The organism is Lapillicoccus jejuensis (assembly GCF_006715055.1).
Classification (GTDB): domain Bacteria; phylum Actinomycetota; class Actinomycetes; order Actinomycetales; family Dermatophilaceae; genus Lapillicoccus; species Lapillicoccus jejuensis.
This window is the reverse complement of the sequence record NZ_VFMN01000001.1, coordinates 3,893,532-3,918,322: the sequence shown is the minus strand read 5'-3', so window position 1 is coordinate 3,918,322 and position 24,791 is coordinate 3,893,532. Positions and strand designations below refer to the sequence as shown.

The following is a 24,791-nucleotide window of genomic DNA, read 5'->3' as shown; positions in this document are numbered from 1 at the left end:
CGTCATCGTCCTCCCGTGGCGATCTCCGTGGCCGGTGCCCCCGTGAACTTCGGCGTGTTCGAGCTGACCCCCGACGACCCGGGCCTGGTGCTCCCGACGGGCGAGCAGGTCGCCACGGCGCTGGAGCGGGACGGGTACGCCGGCGTCGACCTCGGCCCCGTCGGCTTCCTCGGCCGCGGTCGCGAGCTGCGCGACCGGCTGCGCGGGCACGGGCTGGAGCTGGCCGGCGGCTGGGTCGACCTGCCGTTCAGCGACGACGAGGCCTTCGCGGCGGCGCTGCCCAGCCTGGACGAGGCGCTCGACGTCTTCTCCGACGCCCTCGAGGCGCACCCCGGCCGGGCCCCCCTGCCGACGCTCGCCGACAGCGGCGACGCGCAGCGCAAGGCGAACCCCGGCGGGGGAGCGGGGCACCGCCTCGACGAGGAGGGGTGGGACCGCTTCGCCCGCAACCTCGCCACGGCCGCCGCGCGGGTGAGGGGGCGCGGTCTGGAGCCGACCTTCCACCACCACGCCTGCACCTTCGTCGAGACCCCCGAGGAGGTCGACGAGTTCCTCGCCCGCACGGACGTCGACCTCACCTTCGACACCGGCCACCTGCTCATCGGCGGCGGCGACGTGCTGACCGCGTGGGAGCGCTGGCGGCCTCGGATCAACCACCTGCACCTCAAGGACGTCCGCGTCCCCGTGCTGCGCGAGATCGTCGGCAACGGCGGCGGGATGATCGACGTGTGGTCCGGCGGGACGTTCGTGCCGTTCGGCGAGGGCGACCTGCCCATGGCGCAGCTCATGGACGACGTCGTCGCCTCCGGCTGGGACGGCTGGCTCGTCGTCGAGCAGGACCTCTACCCGGTCGCGGGCAGCGACCCCGCGGCGCCGTACCGCGACAGCGGGACGAACCGCGAGGTGCTGCGCCGCTGGGTCTGAGGCGCGCCGCGCTCCAGGGGCTCAGACCTCGCTGACCTGGACGCCCTTCCAGAAGGCGACCCGGTCGCGGACCATCTCGGCCTTCTCCTTCGGCTCGGGGTAGAACCACATGGCGTCGGTGTTGGTCTGCCCGTCGACGACGAGCGAGGCGTACGACGCGGTGCCCTTCCACGGGCACACCGACGTCGTGTCGCTGGGCGCGAGGAGGCTCTCGTCGACCGAGGACCGTGGGAAGTAGTGGTTGTTCTCGACGACGACCGTGTCGTCGGACCGGGCGATGACGGTGCCGTTCCAGACGGCCTGCACAGTGCTCATGACGGAGGGAACCACGCCGCCCGCCCGGCTATGCCGGGGGCTTGTCCCGAGCTCGTGCTGTGGCTAAGTTGCATGTTCACCGCAGAAGACGTGAACGATTGGCAAGGGAGCCCGTGATGACCGCCGCCCACCCCACCCGCCGCACCGTGCTCGGAGGGCTCGCCGCCGGGGCCGCCGGGGCCGCCCTGGTCGGCTCCGCCGGGGCCGCCTCGGCCGCCACCGCCCCGCCCCTGACGGCCGCCGGCAAGCGGTGGGTCGCTGCCACCCTGGCCGGGATGACGCTGGAGGAGAAGGTCGGCCAGCTCTTCGTCCAGTACGTCTACGGGCCTACGGCCACCACGGCCGACGACCGCAACACCGCGCTGTACGGCGTCGCGACCGCCCGCGAGGCGATCCGCAAGTACCACCTCGGCGGCGTCATCTACTTCGCCTGGAGCGACAACGTCGGCGGCGGCCCGCAGCAGGTCGCGGGGCTGTCCAACGGTCTCCAGCGCGCGGCGCTCTCGGCGGGGGCGAAGGTCCCGCTCACTCTCACCATCGACCAGGAGCAGGGCATCGTCACGCGGATCGGGCCGCCGGCGACGCAGTTCCCCGGCTCGATGGCCCTGGGCGCCGGCCGCAGCACCGCCGACGCGCGGACCGCGGCCCGGATCACCGGCCGCGAGCTGCGGGCCATGGGCCTGACGACGGACGCGGCGCCCGACGCGGACGTCAACGTCAACCCGCTCAACCCCGTCATCGGGGTGCGCTCGTTCGGCTCCGACCCGACGCTCGTCTCGCGGATGGTCACGGCCCAGGTCGGCGGCTACCAGCAGGACGCCGGGATCAGCGCCACGGCCAAGCACTTCCCGGGCCACGGCGACACGGCGACCGACAGCCACACCGGTTTCCCCGTCATCACCCACACCAAGGCGCAGTGGGAGACCATCGACGCCCCGCCGTTCCGGGCGGCCGTCGCCGCCGACATCGACATGATCATGACCGCGCACATCCAGTTCCCGTCGCTGGACGCCTCGGGCGACCCGGCGACGCTGTCGCAGCCCATCCTCACCGGGCTGCTGCGCGACGAGCTCGGCTACGACGGCGTCGTCATCACCGACTCGCTCGAGATGCAGGGCGTGCGGGACCTGTACGGCGACCCCGAGGTCGCCGTCCGCGCGCTGCTCGCCGGGGTCGACCACCTGCTCATGACCCCGTCCGTCGACGCGTCCTTCCACGCCGTCCTCGACGCCGTGGGGTCCGGCCGCCTCCCGATGGCCGACCTCGACGCCAAGGTCACCCGGATCCTGTCGCTCAAGCACCGCCGCGGCGTCGTCGCGTCGCCGTACGTCCACCCCGGCGCGGTGATGACCGTCGTCGGCACGCCGTCTCACCTCGCGACGGCCGACGCGGTGAGCCGGCGGACGACGACCCTCGTGCGCAACGACGACGGTGTCCTGCCGCTCGCCGTGAGCGGGAAGAAGGTGCTCGTCACCGGCTACGGCGTGACGACGACGGCGACGCTCGGGACGGCGCTCGGTGGCCACGGCGCGACGACGACGGTGCTGTCGACCGGGACGGCACCGACCGACGCGACGATCCAGTCGGCCGTCGACGCGGCGGCCGGGCAGGACGCCGTCGTCGTGTCGTCGTACAAGGTCAGCGCCTACCCCGCGCAGAAGACGCTCGTCGACCGGCTGCGCGCGACCGGGGTCCCGGTGGTCGTCGTCGCGGTCAACGACCCGTACGACGTCGCCTACCTCGGTGACGCGCCGACCTACCTGGCCGCCTACTCCTACAGCCCCGTCGCGCTGACCGCCGCCGCGGCCGTCGTCGCCGGCGCCGTGAACCCGTCCGGCCGGCTGCCCGTGGTCGTCCCCGTCGCCGGGGACCCGACCCAGACGCTGTACCCCTTCGGGTACGGCCTGCACTACTGACCTCCACCACCTACGCCCGACCTCACCGAAGGCTTCGCCATGAGCACGCTTCCCCGTCGTCACGTCCTCTCCGCCGGGCTCGGTCTCGGCCTGCTGCCCCTCAGGGTGTCCGCCGCCCGGGCCGCCGGGACCGCCCCCGGAGGCTCGGACGCCGCCCAGCCCGAGCACACCGGCCGGGCCGGCGGCAGCCCCGCCCGGCATGCTGGCGGCGTGAGCGTCCGTTTCAGCGACCCCGCGACCGTCCTGCGCGACGCCCGGCCCGAGTCGGTCGGGCTGGCGTCGCAGCCGATCGCCGCGGCCACCAAGGCGGTTCGCGCGGGGGAGCAGCGACCCGCCACGGGCTGGGCGCTCTTCCCCGGCGCGTCCGCGCTCATGGGCTACCACGGCAAGGTCGTCGGGACCGACGCGAGCGGGTTCTCCTACCTGTGGCAGGACGCATCGACCATGGCGCCGCCCGCGCAGCGGATCCGCACCGGGCGGGGCACGGTCTACGACCTCGCCTCGTGCTCGAAGCTCTTCACGTCGATCACCGTCGTCCAGCTCATCGAGGCCGGGCTCGTCGAGCTCGAGGCGCCGGTCGCGCGCTACCTGCCCGAGTTCGCCGCCAACGGCAAGGAGGCCGTGACGGTCCGCCAGTGCCTCACGCACACCTCCGGGTTCGTCGCGTGGCTGCCGCTGTGGAGCGCCTACGACACCGTGGCCGAGCGCATCCAGGCGGTGATGGACCAGCCGCTGGACAACCCGCCCGGCACCGTCTACCTCTACAGCGACCTCAACCTCATCACCCTCGGCGTCCTCGTCCAGAGGATGACCGGGAAGCCTCTCGACCAGGTCGTGCGGGAGCGGATCACGCGGCCCCTCGGGATGTCCTCGACCGGCTACAACCCGGTCGAGAACGGGTGGGCGACGCGGACCCAGATCGCCGCGACGGAGTACCAGACCGCGCCGCCGCGGGGCATGGTGTGGGGGTCGGTCCACGACGAGAACGCCTGGTCGCTCGACGGCGTCGCCGGCCACGCCGGGGTCTTCTCGACCGTCGACGACCTCTCCGTGCTGTGTCAGGCGCTGCTCAACGGCGGGACCTACCGGGGCCGGCGGATCCTCTCGCAGGAGAGCGTGCGGCTGATGGTCACCGACTTCAACCAGGCCTTCCCCGGTGACGCGCACGGGCTGGGCTTCGAGCTCGACCAGCGCTGGTACATGCAGGGGATGTCGAGCCCGGTCACGGCCGGTCACACCGGCTACACGGGCACCTCGGTCGTCGTCGACTTCGACGCCCAGGGCTTCGCGATCCTGCTGACCAACCGCGTCCACCCGGTGCGGACCGGTCCGTCGACCAACCCCGCCCGCCGGGCGTGGGCGCAGGGACTGGCCCTGGCCCAGCCGGTGCAGCCGGTCGCGGGACGCACGGCGTGGTTCACCGGGGTCACCGACGCGACGACGTCCACGCTCACGGCCACCCTCACGCGACCGGCGCCTGCCGGGGCCCGGCTGTCGTTCGACACCTGGCTCGACATGGAGGAGACCGACCCGCTCACGCTGGAGACGACGAGCGACGGCACGACGTGGACGGCGCTGCCCTTCACCCTGCGCGACCGCGGCACCGTCACGCAGACCGACGGGACGGTCGCGCTCAGCGGGGTGCGGGCCTGGGAGCAGGCCCGGGCCGACCTGCCCGCCGGGGCCACGGCGGTGCGCTGGCGGATGGTCACCGACGCGCTCTACCTCGGCCGCGGCGTGTACGTCGACTCCGTGCGGGCCGTCGGGGGCGGCGTGCTCCTCGACGGGGAGGAGGACGCGTCGGCGTTCGTCGCCGACGGGTGGGTCGCCGCCGCGCGCTGAGGCGGACGGGGCGGGCGCCGTACGGGGTCGTCGTACACAAGTTGCTTTCAGCAACAGTTAGTACGGTCGAAGCAATGACCACGACAGCCCGCCCCGCCACCACCCGACCCGTCGCGCCCGAGGAGGGGTCACCGCCGTCGGGCGGCGGCGGGACCTCCAAGTGGGTCGTGCTGTCGAACACGACGCTCGGCGTCCTCATCGCGACGGTCAACAGCTCGATCCTGCTCATCGCGCTGCCGGACATCTTCCGCGGGCTGGGGATCAACCCGCTCGCCGCGGGCAACACGAGCTACCTGCTCTGGCTGATGATGGGCTACATGGTCGTCACGGCCGTGCTCGTCGTGAGCTTCGGCCGGCTGGGCGACATGTACGGCCGCGTGAAGATGTACAACGCCGGCTTCGCGATCTTCACCGTCTTCTCCATCGCCCTGGCCGCGACGCCGTTCGACGGCACCCGCGGGGCGCTGTGGATGATCGTCATGCGCGTGCTGCAGGGCGTCGGCGGGGCGCTGCTCATGGCCAACTCGAGCGCGATCATCACCGACGCGTTCCCCGCCGACCAGCGCGGTCTCGGCCTGGGCCTCAACATGGTCGCCGGCATCGCCGGGTCGTTCATCGGTCTCGTCCTCGGTGGCATCCTCGCGCCGCTGGACTGGCGGCTGGTCTTCCTCGTGTCGGTGCCGGTGAGCCTCTTCGGCACCGTCTGGGCCTACCTCAAGCTGCAGGACAACGGGGTGCGCCAGCACGGGCGGATCGACTGGTGGGGCAACCTCACCTTCGCCGTCGGTCTCATCTCCGTCCTCGTCGGGATCACCTACGGCATCCAGCCCTACGGCGGGCACATCATGGGGTGGACCAGCCCGTTCGTGCTCTCCTGCCTCATCGGTGGCGCGGCGGTCCTCGCGGTCTTCTGCGTCATCGAGACCCGCATCGCGGACCCGATGTTCCGGCTCGACCTGTTCCGGATCCGCGCCTTCACGGCCGGCAACCTCGCCAGCCTGCTGTCCGGGCTCGGCCGTGGCGGCCTGATGTTCGTCCTCATCATCTGGCTCCAGGGGATCTGGCTGCCGGCGCGCGGCTACTCGTTCGAGTCGACGCCGCTGTGGGCGGGCATCTTCATGCTGCCGATGACCGTCGGCTTCCTGGTCGCGGGTCCGGTGTCCGGCTGGCTGTCGGACCGGTACGGCGCGCGGCCGTTCGCCACCGGCGGCATGGTCGTGGCCGCGCTGAGCTTCGTCTGGCTCATGCTGCTCCCGGTCGACTTCACCTACTGGCAGTTCGCGGTAGCCCTGCTGCTCAACGGACTCGGCATGGGGCTCTTCGCCTCGCCGAACCGGACGGGCATCATGAACTCGCTTCCCGGGAACCGGCGCGGCGTCGGTGCCGGGATGAGCACGACGTTCCAGAACTCCGCGATGGTGCTGTCGATCGGCATCTTCTTCTCGCTCATGGTCGTCGGCCTCGCCGGGTCGCTGCCGCAGGCGATGGCGAGCGGGCTCACTGCTCACGGCGTGAGCGCGGCCCAGGCCCAGCAGGTCGCGGCGCTGCCGCCGGTGTCGGTGCTGTTCGCCTCGCTGCTCGGCTACAACCCGATCCAGTCGATCCTCGGGACGTCGACGCTGTCGCACCTGCCGGCCGGCGACGCGTCGTACCTCACCGGGCGCAGCTTCTTCCCCTCGCTGATCTCCGGGCCGTTCCACCAGGGGCTGGTCGTGGCCTTCGCGTTCGCCATCGTCGCCTGCCTCGTCGCCGCGGTCGCGTCGTGGCTGCGGGGGCACAAGTACGTGCACGTCGACGAGACCGGGCACATCGTCGTCGACGACGGCCGACCCGAGGGCGACGCGGTCGACGACGTCACCGACGAGGCGCGCACGGACGCGGCCGAGGCCGCGCTCCGGTGAGCCCGCGGGCGGCGAGGACGCTCGCCGGTGCCGGGACCGACGTCGCTCCCGGCACCGCCGAGCTGGCCGCGTCGCTGCGCTCGGAGGTCCACGCCCTGGCCGCCCGGCTGCGCGAGCCGGCCCGGGCGGGTGGCATCACCCCGACCCGGTTGTCGGCCCTGGCCGCTCTCGCCGGCGCGCCCGAGGGGCTGCGGGCGGGCGACCTGGCCGGCCGCATGGGCGTCACCGCGCCGACGACGACCCGGCTCGTCGACGTCCTCGTCGAGGAGGGCTGGGTGCGTCGCGACCGCGACCCGGACGACGCCCGCGCCACCCGCCTGACCCTCACCCGCCACGGGCACGACACCCTCGAGGCGGTCCGCCACGAGAGCGCCACCCGCCTCGCCACCGACCTCGAGCGGCTCGGACCCGAGGACCGCGAGATCCTGGCTCGCGCCGTCCCCCTCCTCCACGCGCTCCTGGCCGACTGACCCGAATCGGATTCGGTTGACTTGGCTCGGGTCCTGACGAGAGCCGAGTGGCCCTATCCCGATCCAGGTCGAGCCGAGCCGAGCGGCTCGAATCGGATTCGGCGCGCTCGGCTCGGGTCGTGACGGGAGCCAAGCGCACCGAATCCGATTCGTCCCGCTGCACCGTCCACAGCCCTGGTCCGTCCAGGGCTATCCACAGGCGGCGGGCCACCCGGCGCGCGGGCCCGCCGCCGAGCCCCACGCTGGCGTGATGGACTGGCAGGCATCGGCGGACGCGAACGGCCTCATCGAGCTGAGGGTGCTGTGCCGCGGCGGCCTCGACGCCGCTGACGTACGGCGTCTCGTCAAGGCCGGGGAGCTCACCCGGCTGGCCCGGGGGTGGGCGTGCCTCGGGACCCCGACGGACGCGGAGCATCGGCATCGGCTGACGACACTGGCGATGCTGTCGTCGCACGGGGGACGGGCCGTGGCGTCGTACCACTCGGCCCTCGTCATGCTCGGGATCCCCACCTACGGCGCTGACCTCGACACCGTCCGGCTCAACCGACGCACTGCCGGGCCCACCCGCAGCCGGCGAGGGCTGTCCCTCGGTCGGTTCGTCGACCCGGAGCTCGTCGTGGGTGACCACGTGCACCCGGCCGTGGCTGTCGTCCAGGTGGGGACCGACGTCGGACCACTGTCCGCACTGGTGGCCGCGGACGGCGCGCTGCATCGTCGACTCGTCACCCCAGACGAGCTGCACCAGGCGATCGAGAAGATGAGCCGTGTCCCCGGGGTGGCCAGGATCGGCAAGGTCCTCGAGCGAGCCGACGGGCGCCACGCGTCGCCGGGGGAGACCCGGACCAGCGAGATCCTCGTCCAGATGGGGCTGGTGGCGACGCCTCAGTTCCGCATCGAGGCGCCAGGCTTCACCGCCCTGGGTGACCTGGTGCTGAGGGAGGAACGCGTCGTCATCGAGTTCGACGGTTTGATCAAGTACGGACGTTCGTCCGACCTCGTGGACCACTTCGGGGACCTGCTCCATCCAGGAGAGGTGGTCACCCGGGAGAAGCGTCGTGAGGACCGCATCCGGGACCTGGACTGGGTGGTCGTGAGGGTGACGTGGGCAGAGCTGGCGGATCCGGTCGCCCTCCGCGCCAAGATCGAGGAGGCCGTGCGCCGCGGCCGGCGATACCAGGATCTGCGCGCGGCGGCCGGCGCTTGAGGCAGAGCCCCTCTCGAGGAGAGACATCGCCCGCACGGAAGCGGCCAACGGCTCTGCGGCGCTCCTGACGAACCGACTCGAATCGGATTCGGTCCACTCGGCTCTCGTCACGACCCGAGCCGAGCGGGCCGAATCCGATTCGCAGGGCTCGACTCCGTGCGACTCGAATCGGATTCGGTCCACTCGGCTCTCGTCACGACCCGAGCCGAGCGGGCCGAATCCGATTCGCAGGGGTTGGCTCGGTGGTCGGGGCGGAGCGGCCGTGGGGTTGGATGGGGAGGTGACGCAGCAGGACGCCGTACGCCCGACCGGCCCCGAGCGGGGTGCGCTCGGCGTCGTCGCCGAGCGGCTGCGGACCACCGACGGGTCGCCGGCCGACCCGGACGCCGTCTACGAGGCGTTCGTCGAGTGGGTCGGTGCGCAGGGCCTGACGCTCTACCCCGCCCAGGACGAGGCCGTCATCGAGGCCGTCTCGGGCGCGCACGTCGTCCTCGCCACGCCCACCGGGTCCGGCAAGAGCATGGTCGCCGTCGCCGCCCACCTCGCCGCCCTCGCCGACGGCCGGCGCACGTTCTACACCGCACCGATCAAGGCGCTCGTCTCGGAGAAGTTCTTCGCCCTGTGCGACGTCTTCGGCCCCGAGCGCGTCGGGATGCTCACCGGCGACGCCGCCGTCAACGCGTCCGCCCCGATCATCTGCTGCACCGCCGAGGTCCTCGCCAACATCGCGCTGCGCGGCGGCCGCGCGGCCGACGTCGGCCAGGTCGTCATGGACGAGTTCCACTTCTACTCCGAGCCCGAGCGCGGGTGGGCCTGGCAGGTGCCGCTGCTCGAGCTCCCGCAGACCCAGTTCCTCCTCATGTCGGCGACCCTGGGCGACACGACCCGGTTCGAGGAGGACCTCACCCGCCGCTCCGGCCGCCCCACCGCCGTCGTCACGTCGGTCGAGCGCCCGGTCCCGCTCTCCTACGAGTGGGCCATGACCCCGCTGCACGAGACGCTCGAGGAGCTGCTGGCCACCCGCCGTGCCCCCGTCTACGTCGTGCACTTCACCCAGGCCGCCGCCCTCGAGCGCGCCCAGGCGCTCATGTCGGTCACCGTCGCGACCCGCGCCGAGCGCGATGAGATCGCCGAGGCCATCGGCGGGTTCCGGTTCTCCGCCGGCTTCGGCCGCACCCTGTCGCGTCTCGTCCGGCACGGGATCGGCGTCCACCACGCCGGGATGCTGCCGAAGTACCGGCGGCTCGTCGAGCAGCTCGCGCAGCGCGGTCTGCTCAAGGTCATCTGCGGCACCGACACCCTCGGCGTCGGGATCAACGTGCCCATCCGCACCGTCCTGCTCACCGGCCTGACGAAGTTCGACGGATCCCGGATGCGGCTGCTGCGCGCCCGCGAGTTCCACCAGATCGCCGGCCGCGCGGGCCGTGCCGGCTACGACACGTCCGGCACCGTCGTCGTCCAGGCCCCCGACCACGTCATCGAGAACGCCCGCGCCCTGGCCAAGGCCGGCGACGACCCGAAGAAGCAGCGCAAGGTCCAGCGCAAGAAGGCCCCCGACGGCTTCGTCGCGTGGAGCGAGGACACGTTCGAGAGGATCGTCGCGGCCGAGCCCGAGCCGCTCGTCTCGCGGATGCGAGTCACCCACGCGATGGTCCTGCAGGTCCTCCAGCGTGACGAGGACCCCGTCGAGGCCTTCCGCCACCTGCTGCGCGACAACCACGAGGAGCCGCGCCGCCAGGTGCGGCTCGTGCGCCAGGCCGTGCAGATCTACCGCTCGCTGCTCGCCGCCGGCGTCGTCGAGCAGCTCCCCTCGCCGGACGAGGACGGCCGGATCGTCCGGCTCGTCGAGGACCTCCAGCTCGGCTTCGCCCTCAACCAGCCGCTGTCCGCCTTCGCGCTCGGCGCCATCGAGGTGCTCGACCCCGACAGCGCGACGTACGCCCTCGACGTCGTCTCCGTCATCGAGGCGACGTTGGAGGACCCGCGCCCCATCCTCATGGCGCAGCAGTACGCCGCCCGCGGCGAGGCCGTCGCCGAGATGAAGGCCGACGGCATCGAGTACGACGAGCGGATGGAGCTGCTCGAGGACGTCTCGTACCCGAGACCCCTCGACGAGCTGCTCAGCGCGCTCTTCGAGACCTACCGCGGCCGCCACCCCTGGGTCCCGGGCACCGCCCTGTCCCCGAAGTCCGTGGTGCGCGACATGTGGGAGCGTGCCCTCGGCTTCGGCGACCTCGTGCGGCTCTACGGCCTCAGCCGCTCCGAGGGGATCGTCCTGCGCTACCTCTCCGACGCCTACCGCGCGCTGCGCCAGACCGTCCCCGAGTCCGCCCGCACCGACGAGCTCGACGAGCTCGTCACCTGGCTGGGCACCGTGGTGCACCAGACCGACTCGAGCCTCGTCGACGAGTGGGAGGCGCTCACCGCGGGGGAGGACGACCCCGACGCCGTACGACGCCCCGACGGCACCGCCCCGCCGCCGCGTCGGCTCAGCACCGACCGCCGGGCCCTCACCGTCCTGCTGCGCAACGCCCTGTTCCACCGGGCGCGGATGCTCGCCGTCCGCGACTGGGTGGGCCTCGCCGCCCTGGACCCGGACCCCGAGCCCGTCGGCGGCGTCCCGGTCGGCCGCCCCGGGTGGGACGCCGACCGCTGGGCGCAAGCAGGGGAAGAGTATTCCCAGGATCACGACGAGGTCCTGCTCGGCCCCGACGCCCGCGGTCCGGCCTTCTTCCAGGTCCATCCCGATCCCGAGGACCTCGTCCCGCTCGGCGTCCCGGTGCCCGACGACGGCCACCGCCGCTGGGGTCTGGAGCAGGTCGTCGACGACCCCGAGGGCGACCACGACTGGCGGCTCGTCGCGCTCGTCGACCTCGACGCCAGCGACGAGGCGGGCGAACCGGTCATCTCGGCCACACGGCTCGTCCGACGCTGACCGGCCCCGGGAGACCTCTTCCTGGGAGGACTCTGGGAAGCGTCTCCGAGGGTCCTGGCGATTGCACCAAGAGCCGGTAGGAGCCCGCCCAAGAGTCCCTCTGCGGACGTCGAGTTTCCCGTGCGGGCCTTGTCGTGGGCCGCGTCCGCGAGATCGGATGCGAGCGACGGCGCACCACACCGCGCCGACGGGCCCACCGGTCCGGTCCCACCCTCGACAGGAGCTCCACCTCATGCGGAGAACCCTCACCACCTTCGCCGCCGCCCTCGCGGCGGCCGCCGGCCTCGTCGCCGGTGGTGTCCAGACGACGGCCAGCGCCGCCGGCGCCACCGCCGCCCGGCACGCCCAGAGCGTCTGCGGCACCGCCGCCAAGGGCCAGGCGCGCTGCTTCGCCCAGAAGCTCGTCACCTCGACCGGCACGCAGGTCAGCCCCTTCTCCGCCGCCGTGAGCCCGGACGGGAAGCCGCGGCCCGCTGCGATCTCCGGCAAGACCCCCAGCGACATCCAGTCGGCCTACAAGCTGGCCGGGCTGTCCACGACCCGCACCGTGGCCATCGTCGACGCCTACGGCTACCCGAACGCGGAGCGCGACCTGGGCGTCTACCGCTCGCAGTTCGGCCTGCCCGCCTGCACCAAGGCCAACGGCTGCCTCACCATCGTCAACCAGACCGGCGGCACGACGGCCCCCAAGACCGACGTCGGCTGGGACGGCGAGCAGGCCCTCGACCTCGACGCGGTCTCCGCCGCCTGCCCGTCCTGCAAGATCCTGCTCGTGCAGGCGAATTCGGCCTCCTTCGCCGACCTCGGCACCGCCGTCAACCAGGCGGCCAAGCACTCCGGTGTCGCGGCGATCTCCAACAGCTACGGCGGCGGCGACTCGGCCGACTCGTCCTACGGCTCGTACTACAACCACCCCGGCATCGCCGTCACCGCCTCGACCGGTGACAACGGCTACCAGGGCGCGTCGTACCCGGCCTCGTCGCACTACGTGACCGCGGTCGGTGGCACGAGCCTCTACGCCGCGAGCAACACCCGCGGCTGGACCGAGTCCGCCTGGAGCGGGGCCGGCTCCGGCTGCACGACGCTCAACACCGCGCCCGCCGGCCAGAGCTCGGCCGTCACCGGCTGCTCGGGCCGCGCCATGGCCGACGTCTCCGCGGTGGCCGACCCCAACACGGGCCTCGCGGTCTACGCCCCGACCACCGCCTCGTCGTCGTCGTGGGCCCAGTACGGCGGCACCAGCCTCTCCTCGCCGCTGGTCGCCTCGGTCTACGCCCTCTCGGGCAACACCGCCGGCTACGCCAACACCCTGCCGTACGCCAACCCGGGCGGCCTGTTCGACGTGACCTCCGGCAGCAACGGCACCTGCGCCAGCTTCTGCACCGCCAAGCCCGGCTGGGACGGCCCGACGGGCCTCGGCACGCCGAACGGCACCAGCGCCTTCTGACGGAGCGCGACAGAAACACCCGAACGGACGAGGACGGCGCCCTGGGCCACTGGCCCAGGGCGCCGTACCCTGTCAACGGGCCCCCACAGCCCGACGCCCGCCACCTGCCCTGCGCGCACGTCACCCCACACCCCACACCTCCTCGCAGGAGCCCCCCGTGCACCGCGCGCCCTCCCTGCGGCGACCCCTCGTCGCCGCCGCCCTCCTCCTCGCCCTCCCGCTGGCCGTCCCGGCCGCCTCGGCCACCGCGAGCGCCCCCGCCGCCGGCCCGAGCGCGGGCCACGTCCGCGGCCACGACACCAGCGCGCCGACGAGCACCGTCGCCACCGGCCCCGTCGAGCAGGTCTGCGCCGCACCGGCGCCCGGCCACGCCACCTGCCTCGCCCAGCGCGTCGTCCCCGCCGCCAGCACCGCCGTCGACCCGCTGCTCAGCCCGGCGCGCTCGCCGCGCCACGGGCTGCGCGCACCTCTGGTCATCCCGGGCCGGACCCCCGTCGACATCCAGTCCGCCTACGGCCTGACCGGCCTCTCGGCCTCCGGCCGCACCGTCGCCATCGTCGACGCCTACGGCTACCCGAACGCCGAGCGCGACCTCGCCGTCTACCGGGCCCAGTTCGGCCTGCCCGCGTGCACCAAGGCCAACGGCTGCCTGAAGATCCTCAGCCAGACCGGTGCCACCACCGGCCTGCCCGCCTTCAACCTCGGCTGGGCGGGGGAGCAGGCCCTCGACCTCGACGCCGTCTCCGCGGCCTGCCCGTCCTGCAGCATCCTGCTCGTGCAGGCGAAGTCGGCCACCTTCGCCGACCTCGGCACCGCGGTCAACACCGCGGCCACGCAGCCGGGCGTCGTCGCGATCTCCAACAGCTACGGCGGCGGCGACGCCCCCGACAGCCGGTACGGCGCCCCGTACCACCACCCGGGCATCGCGGTCACCGCCTCGACCGGTGACAGCGGCTACCGCGGCGCGTCGTACCCGGCGTCGTCGCAGTGGGTCGTGGCCGTCGGCGGCACCACCCTCACGCCGAGCACCTCGAGCGCCCGCGGCTGGAGCGAGACCGCCTGGAGCGGTTCGGGATCGGGCTGCTCGACCTACAACAAGGCCCCGGTGGGCCAGACGCAGGCGATGACGCGCTGCGCCGGCCGCGCGATGGCCGACGTCTCGGCCGTCGCGGACCCGCGCACGGGCCTGGCCGTCTACGCGCCGTCGTCGTCCAGCGGCGCCGGCTGGGGCCAGTACGGCGGCACCAGCCTCTCCTCGCCCGTCGTCGCCGCGGCGTTCGCGCTGTCGGGCAACACCGCCGGCGAGGCGCCGAGCATCCCCTACGCCAACCCGGGCGCCTTCAACGACGTCAGCACGGGTGCCAACGGCTCGTGCCTGACGATGTGCAGGACCGCGAAGGGCTGGGACGGCCCCACCGGGCTCGGCAGCCCGAACGGCGTCGCCGGCCTCTGAACCGGCCCCGACCAGCACCGGTGACGGTGTGCGCGGAACGCGCACACCGTCATCGTGGTCATCGGACCCCGAACCGCTCAGGACGGGACCGGCGCGGCCGTAGGTTGGGGTGACCGGTCGCCGACGAACGGGGCGACCGACCCGGACGACGGGTCCGGAGCGCCTCGACGTGCGCCCGGCTCCCCGCCCACCCCGTCCCCCGGAGAGCCCGTTCCCCATGGCCGCGCCCGCTGCCGCCCCCGTCGTCCTGCCCGTCCCCACCCCCCGCTCGCCCCGGCGCGAGATCGCCCGGATCGCCATGCCGGTCAGCGCCGAGTTCGTCCTCACGCTGCTGCTCAACGTCGTCAACCAGGTCGTCGTCGGCACGCTCGGGGCGACGGCGATCGCCGCCGTCGGCTTCGCCAACAGCCTCACCGTCATCGTCACCCTCACCCTCGGCGGGCTGGGCACGTCGGTGACCATCCTCGTCGCCCGCGCCCACGGCGGTGGCCGGCAGCACGAGGTCGGCCGGGTCGTCACCGGCGCCCTCGCCGTCGGCGGCCTCGTCTCGCTCGTCGTCACCGTCGCGCCCCTCGTCGCGGCGCAGCCCCTGCTGCGCCTCGTGGGCGCGTCCGCGACGGTCGCCGAGGCGGGGGCGGCGTACTTCCGGCTCGCCGCGCTGGCCACCGTCCCCACCCTGCTCGTCGCCGTCCTCAGCGGGCTGCAGCGCTCGTCCGGCCACGCCCGCAGCCCCATGGTCGCCACCGTCGTCACCGTCGTCGTCAACACGGTGCTCGGCTTCGCGCTCGTCCTCGGGCTCGGGCCGGTGCCGCGGCTCGGCGTCGCGGGCGCCGGGGTCGCGACCCTCGTCGCCTCGCTCGTCAAGCTGGCCCTCGTCGCCACCCAGGTGTACGGCGTGCACCGGCTGGCCCGGTGGGAGACGCCCCGACGCGGGCGGGGCTGGGCCGGCACCGGCCGCTCGCTCGTCGTCCTGGCCGTGCCGCTCGGGGTGACCGCGCTCTTCTACACGGTGGGCACGTTCCTCTACAACGTCGTCCTCCAGCAGCTCGGCGACGACGCCCTCGCCGCCGGGCAGATCGTCGCGACCCTCGAGCAGGTGTTCGTCGTCGCCTCGATCGGCCTCATGACGGCGGCCACCGCGCTCGTCGGCCGCGAGGTCGGCCGCGGCGACCCCGTGGCGGCCGCCGCCTGGGTGCTGCGCGTGCGCCGCGCCGGCGTCGCCACCGGGCTGCTCTTCGGTGGCCTGTTCGCCTCGTCGGTGCTGCTCCTGCCGACCCTGTTCCCGGGCGCGGGGGCCGACGTGCGCACCATGGCCGCGGTCGGCATCGTCGTCAACGCGGTGGCCCAGGTCGTCAAGGTGCGCAACATGATCCTCGGGGCGGGCGTCCTGCCCAGCGGCGGCGACGTGCGCGGCGTCATCCTCGGCGACGTCGTGTCCGCCTTCCTCGTCGGGCTCCCGCTCGCCGTCACCCTCGGGTTGCACACCCCGCTCGGCGTCCTCGGGATCTTCCTCGCCCGGGTCCTCGAGGAGTGCGCCAAGGTGCTCATCTTCTCCTGGCGCAGCCACCGGCTGCGGTGGGACGAGGTCGTCGCCGCCCACGGGTGACCCGTCCGCCCGGCCGGTCCGCTCGCGCGGACGCCGTGGTTGTCTGGGGACATGACCCCACGCGCGTGCGGCCTGCTGCTCGCCGCCGGGGCCGGTCGCCGGATGGGCCGGCCCAAGGCGCTGGTCGCCGACGCCGGCGGCCCCTGGCCGCACCGGGCCCTCGACGCCCTCGCCGCCGGCGGCTGCGACGGGCTGCTCGTCGTCCTCGGCGCGCAGGCCGACGACGCCCGTGACGTCGTCGCCTCCTGGCCCGGGCGCCCCGCACCGCAGGTCGTCGTCGCCGACGACTGGGCCGACGGCATGGGCGCCTCGCTCCGGGCCGGCCTGGCGCACCTGGCCGGGACGTCGTACGACGTCGCCCTGGTCACCCTGGTCGACCTGCCGGACGTCGGCGCGGACGTCGTCCGCCGCGTGCTCGACGCGGCCGGGCGGGGGCGCGCGACGCTCGCGCGGGCGACGTACGGCGGCGTGCCCGGCCACCCCGTCGTCCTCGGCGCCGACCGCTGGGCCGCGGCGGCCGACGTCGCCCGAGGCGACCGCGGCGCGCGGGACCTGCTGGCCGGCGACGACGTCCGGCTCGTCGAGTGCGGCGACCTCGCCACGGGCGCCGACGTCGACACCGCGACGGATCCCGGGACCCGGGGCGCGGAGGGTGGGGGTCGTGGGTGATGATGCGGGCATGACGCCGCAGTCATCCGCCGAGCTGGCCGAGGTCCTGGCCCGCACCGGCTACCTCGCCGACGAGGCCCTCGCCACGATCGGCTTCCTCGCGCTCAGCCTCGAGCGGCCGCTGCTGCTCGAGGGCGAGCCCGGCACCGGGAAGACGGCGCTGGCCGAGGCCCTCGCCCAGGCCATGTCGGTCCCGCTCATCCGGCTGCAGTGCTACGAGGGCATCGACGCCTCGCAGGCCCTCTACGACTGGGACTTCCCGCGCCAGATCCTGCACCTGCGGGCGCTGGAGACGACGGCCCGGCTCACGTCCGGCGCCGACGCCGGCCCCGCGTCCGACACCTCCGACGTGGAGAGGTCCCTCTTCGACGAGCGGTTCCTGCTGGCGCGCCCGGTGCTGCGGGCCCTGCGCGAGAGCCCGGCCGTGCTCCTCGTCGACGAGGTCGACCGCGCCGACGACGAGTTCGAGGCCTTCCTGCTCGAGGTGCTCTCGACCTACCAGGTGAGCATCCCCGAGCTGGGTACGGTGACGGCGAGCACCCCGCCGGTCGTCGTCCTCACCTCGAACCGCACCCGCGAGCTGCACGACGCACTGAAGCGCCGCTGCCTCTACCACTGGATCGACCACCCGGGTCTGCAGCGCGAGCTGGAGATCGTCCGCTCCCGCGCGCCCGAGGTGTCGCAGCGGCTGGCCGAGCAGGTCGTCGGCGTCGTCCAGCGGCTGCGGTCCGGCGGCGACCTGCTCAAGCCGCCGGGGGTCGCCGAGACGCTCGACTGGGCCCGCGCCCTGCAGCGGCTCGGCGGCGGCGACCTCGACGTCGAGCGGGCCGCCGCGACGCTCGGCGTCGCGGTCAAGTACCGCGAGGACGCCGACCGCGTCCGCGCCAACCTCGACCGGCTGCTGGCGGGCTGAGCGTGCCCCTCCCCGCCCCCGTGCTGCCCCTGCACGCCCCGCCGGCGACGCCGCCGGACGAGGTGCTGCTCGGCTTCGCGCGCGCCCTGCGCGCGGCCGGCGTCGCGGTGACGGCCGACCGCGAGGCGGGCTACCTCGCCGCCGTGGCGACCGTCGGGCTGGGTGACGAGCGGGCGACGTACTGGGCCGGGCGGGCGACGCTGACCGGCAGCCCGGACGACGTCGAGCGCTACGACCAGGTCTTCACCGCCTGGTTCACCCACCGGCTCGAGGCGCCGACGGACCGGCCGCGGCCACCCACGCCCACCGTCGTGCACGCCGACCTCGCCGACGACGACGCCACCGGCGCCGGGCCCGGCGACGAGGAGCAGGACGTCGTGCGCGCCGCCGCGAGCGGGACCGAGCTGCTGCGCCACCGCGACGTCGCCTCGCTCTCGCCGGCCGAGCGAGCCGTCCTCGACCGGCTCTTCGCCACCCTGCCCGTCCCCTCCCCGCGGCGCCGCGCCGTGCGCGCCACCCCCTCCGTCCGCGGTCGGCTCGACCCGCGGCGGACGCTGCGGCGCCAGCTGCGCCACCTCGGCGAGCCCGCCGACCTGGCCTGGCGCCGCCGCGGCACCCGGCCCCGGCGGGTCGTCCTGCTCCTCGACGTCTCCGGCTCGATGAGCTCGTACGCCGACGCGCTGCTGCGGGTCGCGCACCACTGGGTCCGTGCGGCCGAGGCGTCCGGCGCCCGCGGCGGCGTCGAGGTCTTCACCATGGGCACCCGGCTCACCCACGTCACCCGTGCGCTGCGCCAGCGCGACGCCGACCGCGCCCTCGAGGCGGCCGGCGACGTCGTCCCCGACTGGTCGGGCGGGACCCGGCTCGGCGAGACGCTCAAGGCCTTCCTCGACCGGTGGGGGCAGCGCGGCACCGCCCGCGGCGCCGTCGTCGTCGTGGCCTCCGACGGCTGGGAGCGCGGCGGCACCGAGCTGCTCGCCGAGCAGATGGCCCGCCTGAGGGCGCTCGCGCACCGCGTCGTGTGGGTCAACCCGCACCGCGGCAAGGACGGCTACCTGCCCGTCCAGCAGGGCATCGTCGCGGCCCTGCCGCACTGCGACGACTTCGTGGCGGGGCACTCGCTGCGGACCTACTCGGACCTCGCGGAGGTGGTGACCCGTGGCTGACGACCTGCCCGAGCTGCTGGCGTGGTGGCGCGACGGCCGGACCGTGGCCCGCGCGACCGTCGTCGCGACGTGGCGCAGCGCCCCGCGCCAGCCCGGCGCGCAGATGCTCGTCGGACCCGACGGCGAGGCCGTCGGGTCGGTGTCGGGCGGCTGCGTCGAGGGCGCCGTCTACGAGCTGGGGGAGCAGGTCGTCGCCGACGGGACCCCCGTCCTGCAGCGGTACGGCGTCTCGGACGAGGACGCGTACGCCGTCGGCCTCACCTGCGGCGGCATCCTCGACGTCTTCGTCGAACGGGTCTCGCGCGAGAGCCACCCCGAGATCGGCGAGGTGGCCGCCGACGTCGAGGCGGGGCGCCCGGTCGCCGTGGCCACCGTCGTCGCGCACCCGGACCCGACCTGGGTCGGCCGCACGATGGTCGTCCACCCCGACGGGGAACCGAGCACGTCGCTCGGCAGCGTGCGCGCCGACGCCGCCGTCCTCGACGACGCTCGGGGCCTGCTCGCGTCCGGGCACAGCGAGACGCTGACCTACGGCCCCGACGGCGAGCGGCGCGGCGAGGGGCTGCGGGTCTTCGTCAACGTCCACGCCCCCGCCGCGCGGATGCTCGTCTTCGGCGCGATCGACTTCGCCGCCGCCTGCGCCCGGATGGGTCGCTTCCTGGGATACCACGTCACCGTGTGCGACGCGCGGCCCGTGTTCGCCACCGCCAGCCGCTTCCCCGACGCCGACGAGGTCGTCGTCGAGTGGCCGCACCGCTACCTGCAGGCCGAGCTCGACGCCGGACGGCTCGACGAGCGCACCGTGCTGTGCGTCCTCACCCACGACCCGAAGTTCGACGTGCCGCTGCTCGAGATCGCGCTGCGGATGCCGGCGGTCGCCTACATCGGCGCCATGGGCTCGCGCCGTACCCACGAGGACCGGGTCGAGCGGCTGCGCGAGCGGGGGCTGAGCGACGAGGAGCTGGCCCGGGTCTCGAGCCCCATCGGGCTCGACCTGGGCGCCCGCACCCCCGAGGAGACGGCCGTCTCCATCGCCGCGGAGATCATCGCCCTGCGCTGGGGCGGGCGCGGCGACCGGCTGACCCACACCGCCGGACCCATCCACCACCCGACCAGCGGGTGGGTGGGCACGGGGGAGCCCGACGGACCCGAGGAACCGGGCGAACCCTCTCCCTTCGGAGGGGTTCCCTTGCCTCAGCAGGCGTGACCGACAACGATCACCAGCACCACCCGACCCATGGAGGAGTGTCAAGGATGACCCGAATCACCGTCACGGTCGACGGTCAGCGGTACAGCGACGAGGTCGAGCCGCGGACCTTGCTCGTGCACTACCTGAGAGAGCAGGCCGGCAAGACGGGCACCGTCGTCGGGTGCGACACGAGCAACTGCGGGGCCTGCACCGTCCACCTCGACGGCCGCAGCGTCAAGTCGTGCAACGTCCTGGCCGTCCAGGCCGACGGGCACGAGGTGACGACCATCGAGGGCCTCGCCGACGGCGAGCAGCTGCACCCCGTCCAGCAGGCCTTCCACGAGTGCCACGCCCTCCAGTGCGGCTACTGCACCCCGGGCATGATCATGCAGTCGGTGGACCTGCTCAACGACAACCCGGACCCCTCCGAGGAGGAGATCCGCGCCGGGCTCGAGGGCAACCTGTGCCGCTGCACCGGCTACCACAACATCGTCAAGGCCGTGCAGCAGGCGGCCAAGGCCGGCAAGGAGGTCCCGGCATGACCATCGCGCCGGAGAAGCCGGACACCGCCAAGGAGATCGGGCGCGACCGCCGCCGCAAGGAGGACCGCCGCCTCGTCACGGGTCGCACGCGGTGGACCGACAACCTCGTCCTGCCGGGGATGCTGCACATCGCCATGGTGCGCAGCCCCTTCGCGCACGCGAAGATCACCAACATCGACACGTCGGCGGCCAAGGAGGCCCCGAACGTCGTGGCGGTCCTCACGGGCGCCGACCTCGGCGAGAGCCAGGGTGTGCTCATCAACGCCTGGCCGATCACCCCGGACCAGAAGACGCCGACGCACCTGCCGATGCCGAGCGAGCGGGTCGCCTTCGCGGGCGAGATCGTCGCCTGCGTCGTCGCCCGCACGGCCGCCGAGGCCCGCGACGCCGCCGAGCTCGTCGACGTCGACTACGAGGAGCTGCCGGCGGCCATCGGCCTCAAGGACTGCGCCGAGGACAAGGTCCTCGCCCACCCCGACCTCGGCACGAACAAGTCGGCCCTGTGGGTCTTCGACTCGAGCGAGGCCGGCACCGGCGGCGACGTCGAGGCCGCCATCAGCAAGGCCCGGGACGGCGGCATCGTCGTCGAGCGCGAGTTCCGCCAGCAGCGCCTCATCCCGGCGTTCATGGAGCCGCGCTCGGTCGTCGTCGACCCGACCGGCGAGCAGCTGACCATGTGGTCGGCCACCCAGATCCCGCACATCCTGCGCTTCGCCCTCGCGGCGACGACGGGCGTGCCGGAGTCGAAGATCCGCGTCATCGCCCCCGACGTGGGCGGCGGTTTCGGCGGCAAGCTCCAGGTCACCCCGGAGGAGTGGATCGCCTGGGCGGTCGCCCGCCGGATCGGCAAGCCGGTCAAGTACACCGAGACCCGCTCGGAGTCGCTGCAGACCGCGCACCACGGCCGCGACCAGTGGCAGAAGCTCACGCTGGCCGCCGAGAAGGACGGCACCGTCACCGGTCTCAAGGTCGAGCTGCTCGCCGACCTCGGGGCGTACGTCGCCATCGTCGGCGGAGGCGTCCCGGTGCTCGGCGCGTTCATGTTCAACTCGATCTACAAGTTCCCGGCCTACCACTTCGCCGTCCAGACGGTGCTGTCGAACACCCCGTGGACCGACGCCTACCGCGGCGCCGGCCGCCCCGAGGCGACGTTCGGCATCGAGCGGATGATGGACGAGCTGGCTGCCGAGCTCGGGGTCGACCCGCTCGAGGTCCGCGAGAAGAACTGGATCACGCACGAGGAGTTCCCGTTCACCACGGTGGCCGGGCTCGAGTACGACTCGGGCAACTACGAGGCGGCGACGGCCAAGGCCAAGGAGCTCTTCGGGTACGACGAGCTGCGCGCCGAGCAGAAGCGCCGCCGCGAGTCGGGCGACCCGGTCCAGCTCGGCATCGGCGTCTCGACCTTCACCGAGATGTGCGGCCTCGCGCCGTCCCGCGTCCTCGGCCAGCTGTCGTACGGCGCCGGCGGCTGGGAGCACGCGTCGGTGCGGATGCTCGCGACCGGCAAGGTCGAGGTCGTCACCGGGGCCAGTGCGCACGGCCAGGGCCACGAGACGGCGTTCAGCCAGATCGTCGCCGACCGGCTCGGCGTCCCCTTCGAGGACGTCGAGGTCCTGCACGGCGACACGCAGATCTCGCACAAGGGACTGGACACCTATGGCTCGCGCTCGCTCGTCGTCGGCGGCGAGGCCCTGGTCAAGGCGACCGACAAGGTCATCGAGAAGGCCAAGCCGCTCGCGGCGCACCTGCTCGAGGCCTCGGCGGACGACCTCGAGTTCTCCGGCGGCCGGTTCTCCGTCCGCGGCACCGAGCAGGGCATCACCATCCAGGAGCTCGCGGGCGCGACCTTCGCCGCCCACAACCTCCCGGACGGGATGGAGCCCTCGCTCGACAGCGAGGCGACGTACGACCCGATCAACTTCAACTACCCGCACGGGACCCACCTGTGCGCGGTGGAGGTCGACACGGAGACCGGCGGCATCACGATGCGCAAGTACTCCTGCGTCGACGACATCGGCAACGTCATCAACCCGCTCATCGTCTCCGGCCAGGTGCACGGCGGACTGGCCCAGGGCATCGCCCAGGCCCTCTTCGAGGAGGCCGTCTTCGACGAGTCGGGCACGCTGGTGTCCGGGTCGTTCGTCGACTACCTCGTCCCGACCGCGGCCGACCTCATCAGCTTCGACGTCGACCACACGACCACGCCGTCGCTGACCAACACGCTCGGCACCAAGGGCGTCGGTGAGGCGGGAACCATCGCCTCGACCCCGGCGGTCGTCAACGCCGTCGTCGACGCGCTGCGCCCGATGGGGGTGGACGACATCCAGATGCCGTGCACGCCCGAGCGGGTGTGGAAGGCCGTGCAGAGCGCCGGCAGCAACCAGAGCGACCCCACCGAGAAGGCGGCCGTGCCGCACTTCGACCAGGCGGAAGGCGGAGCCCAGTGATCCCCTCGAAGTTCGACTACGTCGCGCCGGAGAGCGTCGCCGACGCCATCTCGGCGCTGGCGGAGGCCGGTGACGACGCCAAGGTGCTGGCCGGCGGGCAGAGCCTGCTGCCCGTGCTGCGGCTGCGGCTCAACACGCCGGAGAAGGTCGTCGACCTCGGCCGGATCGCCGAGCTGCAGGGCATCCGCGAGGACGGCGACGCCATCGTCATCGGCGCGATGACCCGGCACGCCGACGTCGTCACCGACCCGCTGGTCAAGGAGCACGCGCTGCTGCTGTCCAAGACCGTCGCCGAGGTCGCCGACCCGCAGATCCGCCACCGCGGCACGGTGGGTGGCGCGCTCGTGCACGCCGACCCCGCCGGGGACGTCGGTGCGGCGGCCCTCGCCCTGGAGGCGGAGTTCGTCATCGCGGGGGAGGGCGGGGCCACCCGCACCGTCCCGGCGTCGGAGTTCTTCGTCGACCTCTTCGAGACGGCCGTGCAGGAGGGGGAGCTGCTCACCCAGATCCGCATCCCCAAGCACACCGGCTGGGGCGCGCACTACGAGAAGTTCGTGCGCGTCGCCCACCAGTGGGCCATCGTCGCCGTCGCCGTGACCGTCAAGGTCGACGGCGGCACGATCTCCGAGGCGCGGGTCGGCCTGACCAACATGGGCTCGACCCCGCTGCGGGCGAGCTCGGTCGAGGCCGCCCTCGTCGGGCAGCCGGCCAGCGAGGACGCCGTCAAGGCGGCCTGCGCGTCGGCGGCCGAGGGCACCAACCCTCCCTCGGACCTCAACGGCGACAGCGCCTACCGGCGTCACCTCGCGCCCGTCCTCACCCGCCGCGCGGTGCTCGCCGCCGCAGGGGGCTGATGCCGTGGAGCTGCACCACACGTTCACCGTCCCGGCCGACCCGGGGACGACCTGGCAGACCTTCATGGACCTCGAGGGCGTCGCCGGGTGCTTCCCCGGCGCCGTCGTCACCGGCGTCGACGGCGACTCGTTCACCGGCACCGTCAAGGTCAAGCTCGGCCCCATCGCCCTGCAGTACGCCGGGCAGGGCCGGTTCGTCGAGCGCGACGACGCCACCCACAAGGCGGTGATCGAGGCCACCGGCAAGGACAAGCGGGGCAACGGCACCGCCGGCGCCACCGCGACCATCACCGTCTCCGACGGCGAGGGCGGCGGCTCGAGCGTCGAGGTCGTCACCGACCTCGCCGTCACCGGGAAGCCGGCCCAGTTCGGCCGCGGCGTCATGCAGGACGTCTCGGACAAGCTGCTCGGCCAGTTCGTCGCCTGCCTCGAGCGTCGGTTCACGGCCGACGAGGCGGACGGCGGGTCGGACGCGGCGTCGGCGGGGGCGGCCACCGCGGCCGCGCCCGAGCCGGCGGCGCCGGCCGACGCCGCGGGGAGCACGGCCCCGGCCGGCTCCTCGGCCGCGGCCACGACGACGGCCGCCGCATCCGGCGCCGGCGCGGCCCCGGCCGCGGTGTCGACCGCCGAGGCGCCCGTGCAGCACGTCGGCACCGGGGCCGCACCGCTGCGGACCCCGGCGCGGCCGGCTCCCCGGCCGGCCCCGGCGGCCTCCGAGGACGACGCGCTCGACCTCGGCTCCGCGGTCATCCCGGTGCTGCTGCGCAGCTACGGCGGGTACGCCGCCGCGGCCGTCGTCGGCATCCTGCTGGGCTGGCTGCTCGGGCGGTCCCGCTCGCGCTGACCGCACCCAGCACGCCGTACGGCGCCCCGCCCGGGACCACCCCGGGCGGGGCGCCGTCGCGTGGAGCGTCCAGGGGCTGGCGGCGTGCGGGGTGCGGGCGGCTCCGGTCGCGTGGAGAGGTCAGCTGATGGCTGCCTCGGGCTCGCGTCAG

Annotated in this window: 19 protein-coding genes; 18 read left to right on the top strand and 1 reads right to left on the bottom strand. The window is 73.8% G+C overall.

What is annotated here, in order from left to right; genetic code table 11:
* Positions 1–15: 15 nt before the first annotated feature.
* Complete coding sequence (locus FB458_RS18155) at positions 16–924, top strand: sugar phosphate isomerase/epimerase family protein (RefSeq protein WP_170185736.1); 909 nt, start codon at positions 16–18, stop codon at positions 922–924.
* A gap of 21 nt (positions 925–945) precedes the next feature.
* On the opposite strand, the gene FB458_RS18150 is transcribed toward FB458_RS18155, so the two are convergent.
* Positions 946–1,239: a DUF427 domain-containing protein gene (locus FB458_RS18150; RefSeq protein ID WP_170185735.1), complete on the bottom strand. Its 294-nt coding sequence runs from the start codon at positions 1,237–1,239 to the stop codon at positions 946–948.
* Between the two features lie 116 nt (positions 1,240–1,355).
* Between FB458_RS18150 and FB458_RS18145 the strand changes: the two genes are divergently transcribed.
* The 17 genes from FB458_RS18145 to FB458_RS18065 all read left to right on the top strand — a co-directional run bounded on the left by FB458_RS18145 (position 1,356) and on the right by FB458_RS18065 (position 24,640).
* Positions 1,356–3,155: a glycoside hydrolase family 3 protein gene (locus FB458_RS18145; RefSeq protein ID WP_141849739.1), complete on the top strand. Its 1,800-nt coding sequence runs from the start codon at positions 1,356–1,358 to the stop codon at positions 3,153–3,155.
* Between the two features lie 39 nt (positions 3,156–3,194).
* Positions 3,195–4,997: a serine hydrolase domain-containing protein gene (locus tag FB458_RS18140; RefSeq protein ID WP_141849738.1), complete on the top strand. Its 1,803-nt coding sequence runs from the start codon at positions 3,195–3,197 to the stop codon at positions 4,995–4,997.
* A 74-nt stretch (positions 4,998–5,071) separates the two neighbouring features.
* Positions 5,072–6,898 carry an MFS transporter gene (locus FB458_RS18135; protein WP_141849737.1) on the top strand — a complete coding sequence of 609 codons (1,827 nt, stop codon included), beginning with the start codon at positions 5,072–5,074 and terminating at the stop codon, positions 6,896–6,898.
* Positions 6,895–7,368, top strand: a complete 474-nt coding sequence (locus tag FB458_RS18130) for a MarR family winged helix-turn-helix transcriptional regulator (RefSeq protein WP_141849736.1) — start codon at positions 6,895–6,897, stop codon at positions 7,366–7,368. Before FB458_RS18135 ends, FB458_RS18130 begins: the two co-directional genes overlap by 4 nt.
* 466 nt (positions 7,369–7,834) lie before the next feature.
* Positions 7,835–8,572 carry a hypothetical protein gene (locus FB458_RS18125; protein WP_141849735.1) on the top strand — a complete coding sequence of 246 codons (738 nt, stop codon included), beginning with the start codon at positions 7,835–7,837 and terminating at the stop codon, positions 8,570–8,572.
* Between the two features lie 280 nt (positions 8,573–8,852).
* Positions 8,853–11,507: a DEAD/DEAH box helicase gene (locus FB458_RS18120; protein ID WP_425460857.1), complete on the top strand. Its 2,655-nt coding sequence runs from the start codon at positions 8,853–8,855 to the stop codon at positions 11,505–11,507.
* 232 nt (positions 11,508–11,739) lie between these two features.
* Positions 11,740–12,954: a S53 family peptidase gene (locus tag FB458_RS18115; protein WP_141849734.1), complete on the top strand. Its 1,215-nt coding sequence runs from the start codon at positions 11,740–11,742 to the stop codon at positions 12,952–12,954.
* A gap of 157 nt (positions 12,955–13,111) precedes the next feature.
* Entirely contained in the window at positions 13,112–14,407 is a 1,296-nt protein-coding gene (locus FB458_RS18110) for a S53 family peptidase (RefSeq protein WP_141849733.1), read from the top strand.
* Positions 14,408–14,624: 217 nt separating this feature from the next.
* Complete coding sequence (locus FB458_RS18105) at positions 14,625–16,013, top strand: MATE family efflux transporter (RefSeq protein ID WP_141849732.1); 1,389 nt, start codon at positions 14,625–14,627, stop codon at positions 16,011–16,013.
* A gap of 51 nt (positions 16,014–16,064) precedes the next feature.
* Entirely contained in the window at positions 16,065–16,682 is a 618-nt protein-coding gene (locus FB458_RS18100) for a nucleotidyltransferase family protein (RefSeq protein ID WP_141849731.1), read from the top strand.
* 10 nt (positions 16,683–16,692) lie between these two features.
* Positions 16,693–17,595 carry an AAA family ATPase gene (locus FB458_RS18095; protein ID WP_141849730.1) on the top strand — a complete coding sequence of 301 codons (903 nt, stop codon included), beginning with the start codon at positions 16,693–16,695 and terminating at the stop codon, positions 17,593–17,595.
* Between the two features lie 2 nt (positions 17,596–17,597).
* Complete coding sequence (locus FB458_RS18090) at positions 17,598–18,761, top strand: vWA domain-containing protein (protein WP_246061355.1); 1,164 nt, start codon at positions 17,598–17,600, stop codon at positions 18,759–18,761.
* The gene (locus FB458_RS18085; RefSeq protein WP_141849729.1) at positions 18,754–19,968 is read left to right on the top strand and encodes an XdhC family protein; all 1,215 of its coding nucleotides are present in this window, start codon (positions 18,754–18,756) and stop codon (positions 19,966–19,968) included. Before FB458_RS18090 ends, FB458_RS18085 begins: the two co-directional genes overlap by 8 nt.
* Before the next feature lie 47 nt (positions 19,969–20,015).
* The gene (locus FB458_RS18080; protein ID WP_141849728.1) at positions 20,016–20,492 is read left to right on the top strand and encodes a (2Fe-2S)-binding protein; all 477 of its coding nucleotides are present in this window, start codon (positions 20,016–20,018) and stop codon (positions 20,490–20,492) included.
* Entirely contained in the window at positions 20,489–22,942 is a 2,454-nt protein-coding gene (locus tag FB458_RS18075) for a xanthine dehydrogenase family protein molybdopterin-binding subunit (RefSeq protein WP_141849727.1), read from the top strand. The genes FB458_RS18080 and FB458_RS18075 overlap by 4 nt, the downstream gene beginning before the upstream one ends.
* Complete coding sequence (locus FB458_RS18070) at positions 22,939–23,796, top strand: FAD binding domain-containing protein (RefSeq protein ID WP_141849726.1); 858 nt, start codon at positions 22,939–22,941, stop codon at positions 23,794–23,796. Before FB458_RS18075 ends, FB458_RS18070 begins: the two co-directional genes overlap by 4 nt.
* A gap of 4 nt (positions 23,797–23,800) precedes the next feature.
* Positions 23,801–24,640: an SRPBCC family protein gene (locus FB458_RS18065; RefSeq protein WP_141849725.1), complete on the top strand. Its 840-nt coding sequence runs from the start codon at positions 23,801–23,803 to the stop codon at positions 24,638–24,640.
* Positions 24,641–24,791 lie beyond the last annotated feature (151 nt).

What these genes read in the sequence shown, in the direction of transcription:
- FB458_RS18150 (WP_170185735.1), bottom strand. Translation starts at nt 1,239, where the DNA reads ATGAGCACTGTGCAGGCCGTCTGGAACGGCACCGTCATCGCCCGGTCC.
- FB458_RS18145 (WP_141849739.1), top strand. Translation starts at nt 1,356, where the DNA reads ATGACCGCCGCCCACCCCACCCGCCGCACCGTGCTCGGAGGGCTCGCC.
- FB458_RS18140 (WP_141849738.1), top strand. Translation starts at nt 3,195, where the DNA reads ATGAGCACGCTTCCCCGTCGTCACGTCCTCTCCGCCGGGCTCGGTCTC.
- FB458_RS18135 (WP_141849737.1), top strand. Translation starts at nt 5,072, where the DNA reads ATGACCACGACAGCCCGCCCCGCCACCACCCGACCCGTCGCGCCCGAG.
- FB458_RS18115 (WP_141849734.1), top strand. Translation starts at nt 11,740, where the DNA reads ATGCGGAGAACCCTCACCACCTTCGCCGCCGCCCTCGCGGCGGCCGCC.
- FB458_RS18105 (WP_141849732.1), top strand. Translation starts at nt 14,625, where the DNA reads ATGGCCGCGCCCGCTGCCGCCCCCGTCGTCCTGCCCGTCCCCACCCCC.
- FB458_RS18100 (WP_141849731.1), top strand. Translation starts at nt 16,065, where the DNA reads ATGACCCCACGCGCGTGCGGCCTGCTGCTCGCCGCCGGGGCCGGTCGC.
- FB458_RS18095 (WP_141849730.1), top strand. Translation starts at nt 16,693, where the DNA reads ATGACGCCGCAGTCATCCGCCGAGCTGGCCGAGGTCCTGGCCCGCACC.
- FB458_RS18080 (WP_141849728.1), top strand. Translation starts at nt 20,016, where the DNA reads ATGACCCGAATCACCGTCACGGTCGACGGTCAGCGGTACAGCGACGAG.
- FB458_RS18075 (WP_141849727.1), top strand. Translation starts at nt 20,489, where the DNA reads ATGACCATCGCGCCGGAGAAGCCGGACACCGCCAAGGAGATCGGGCGC.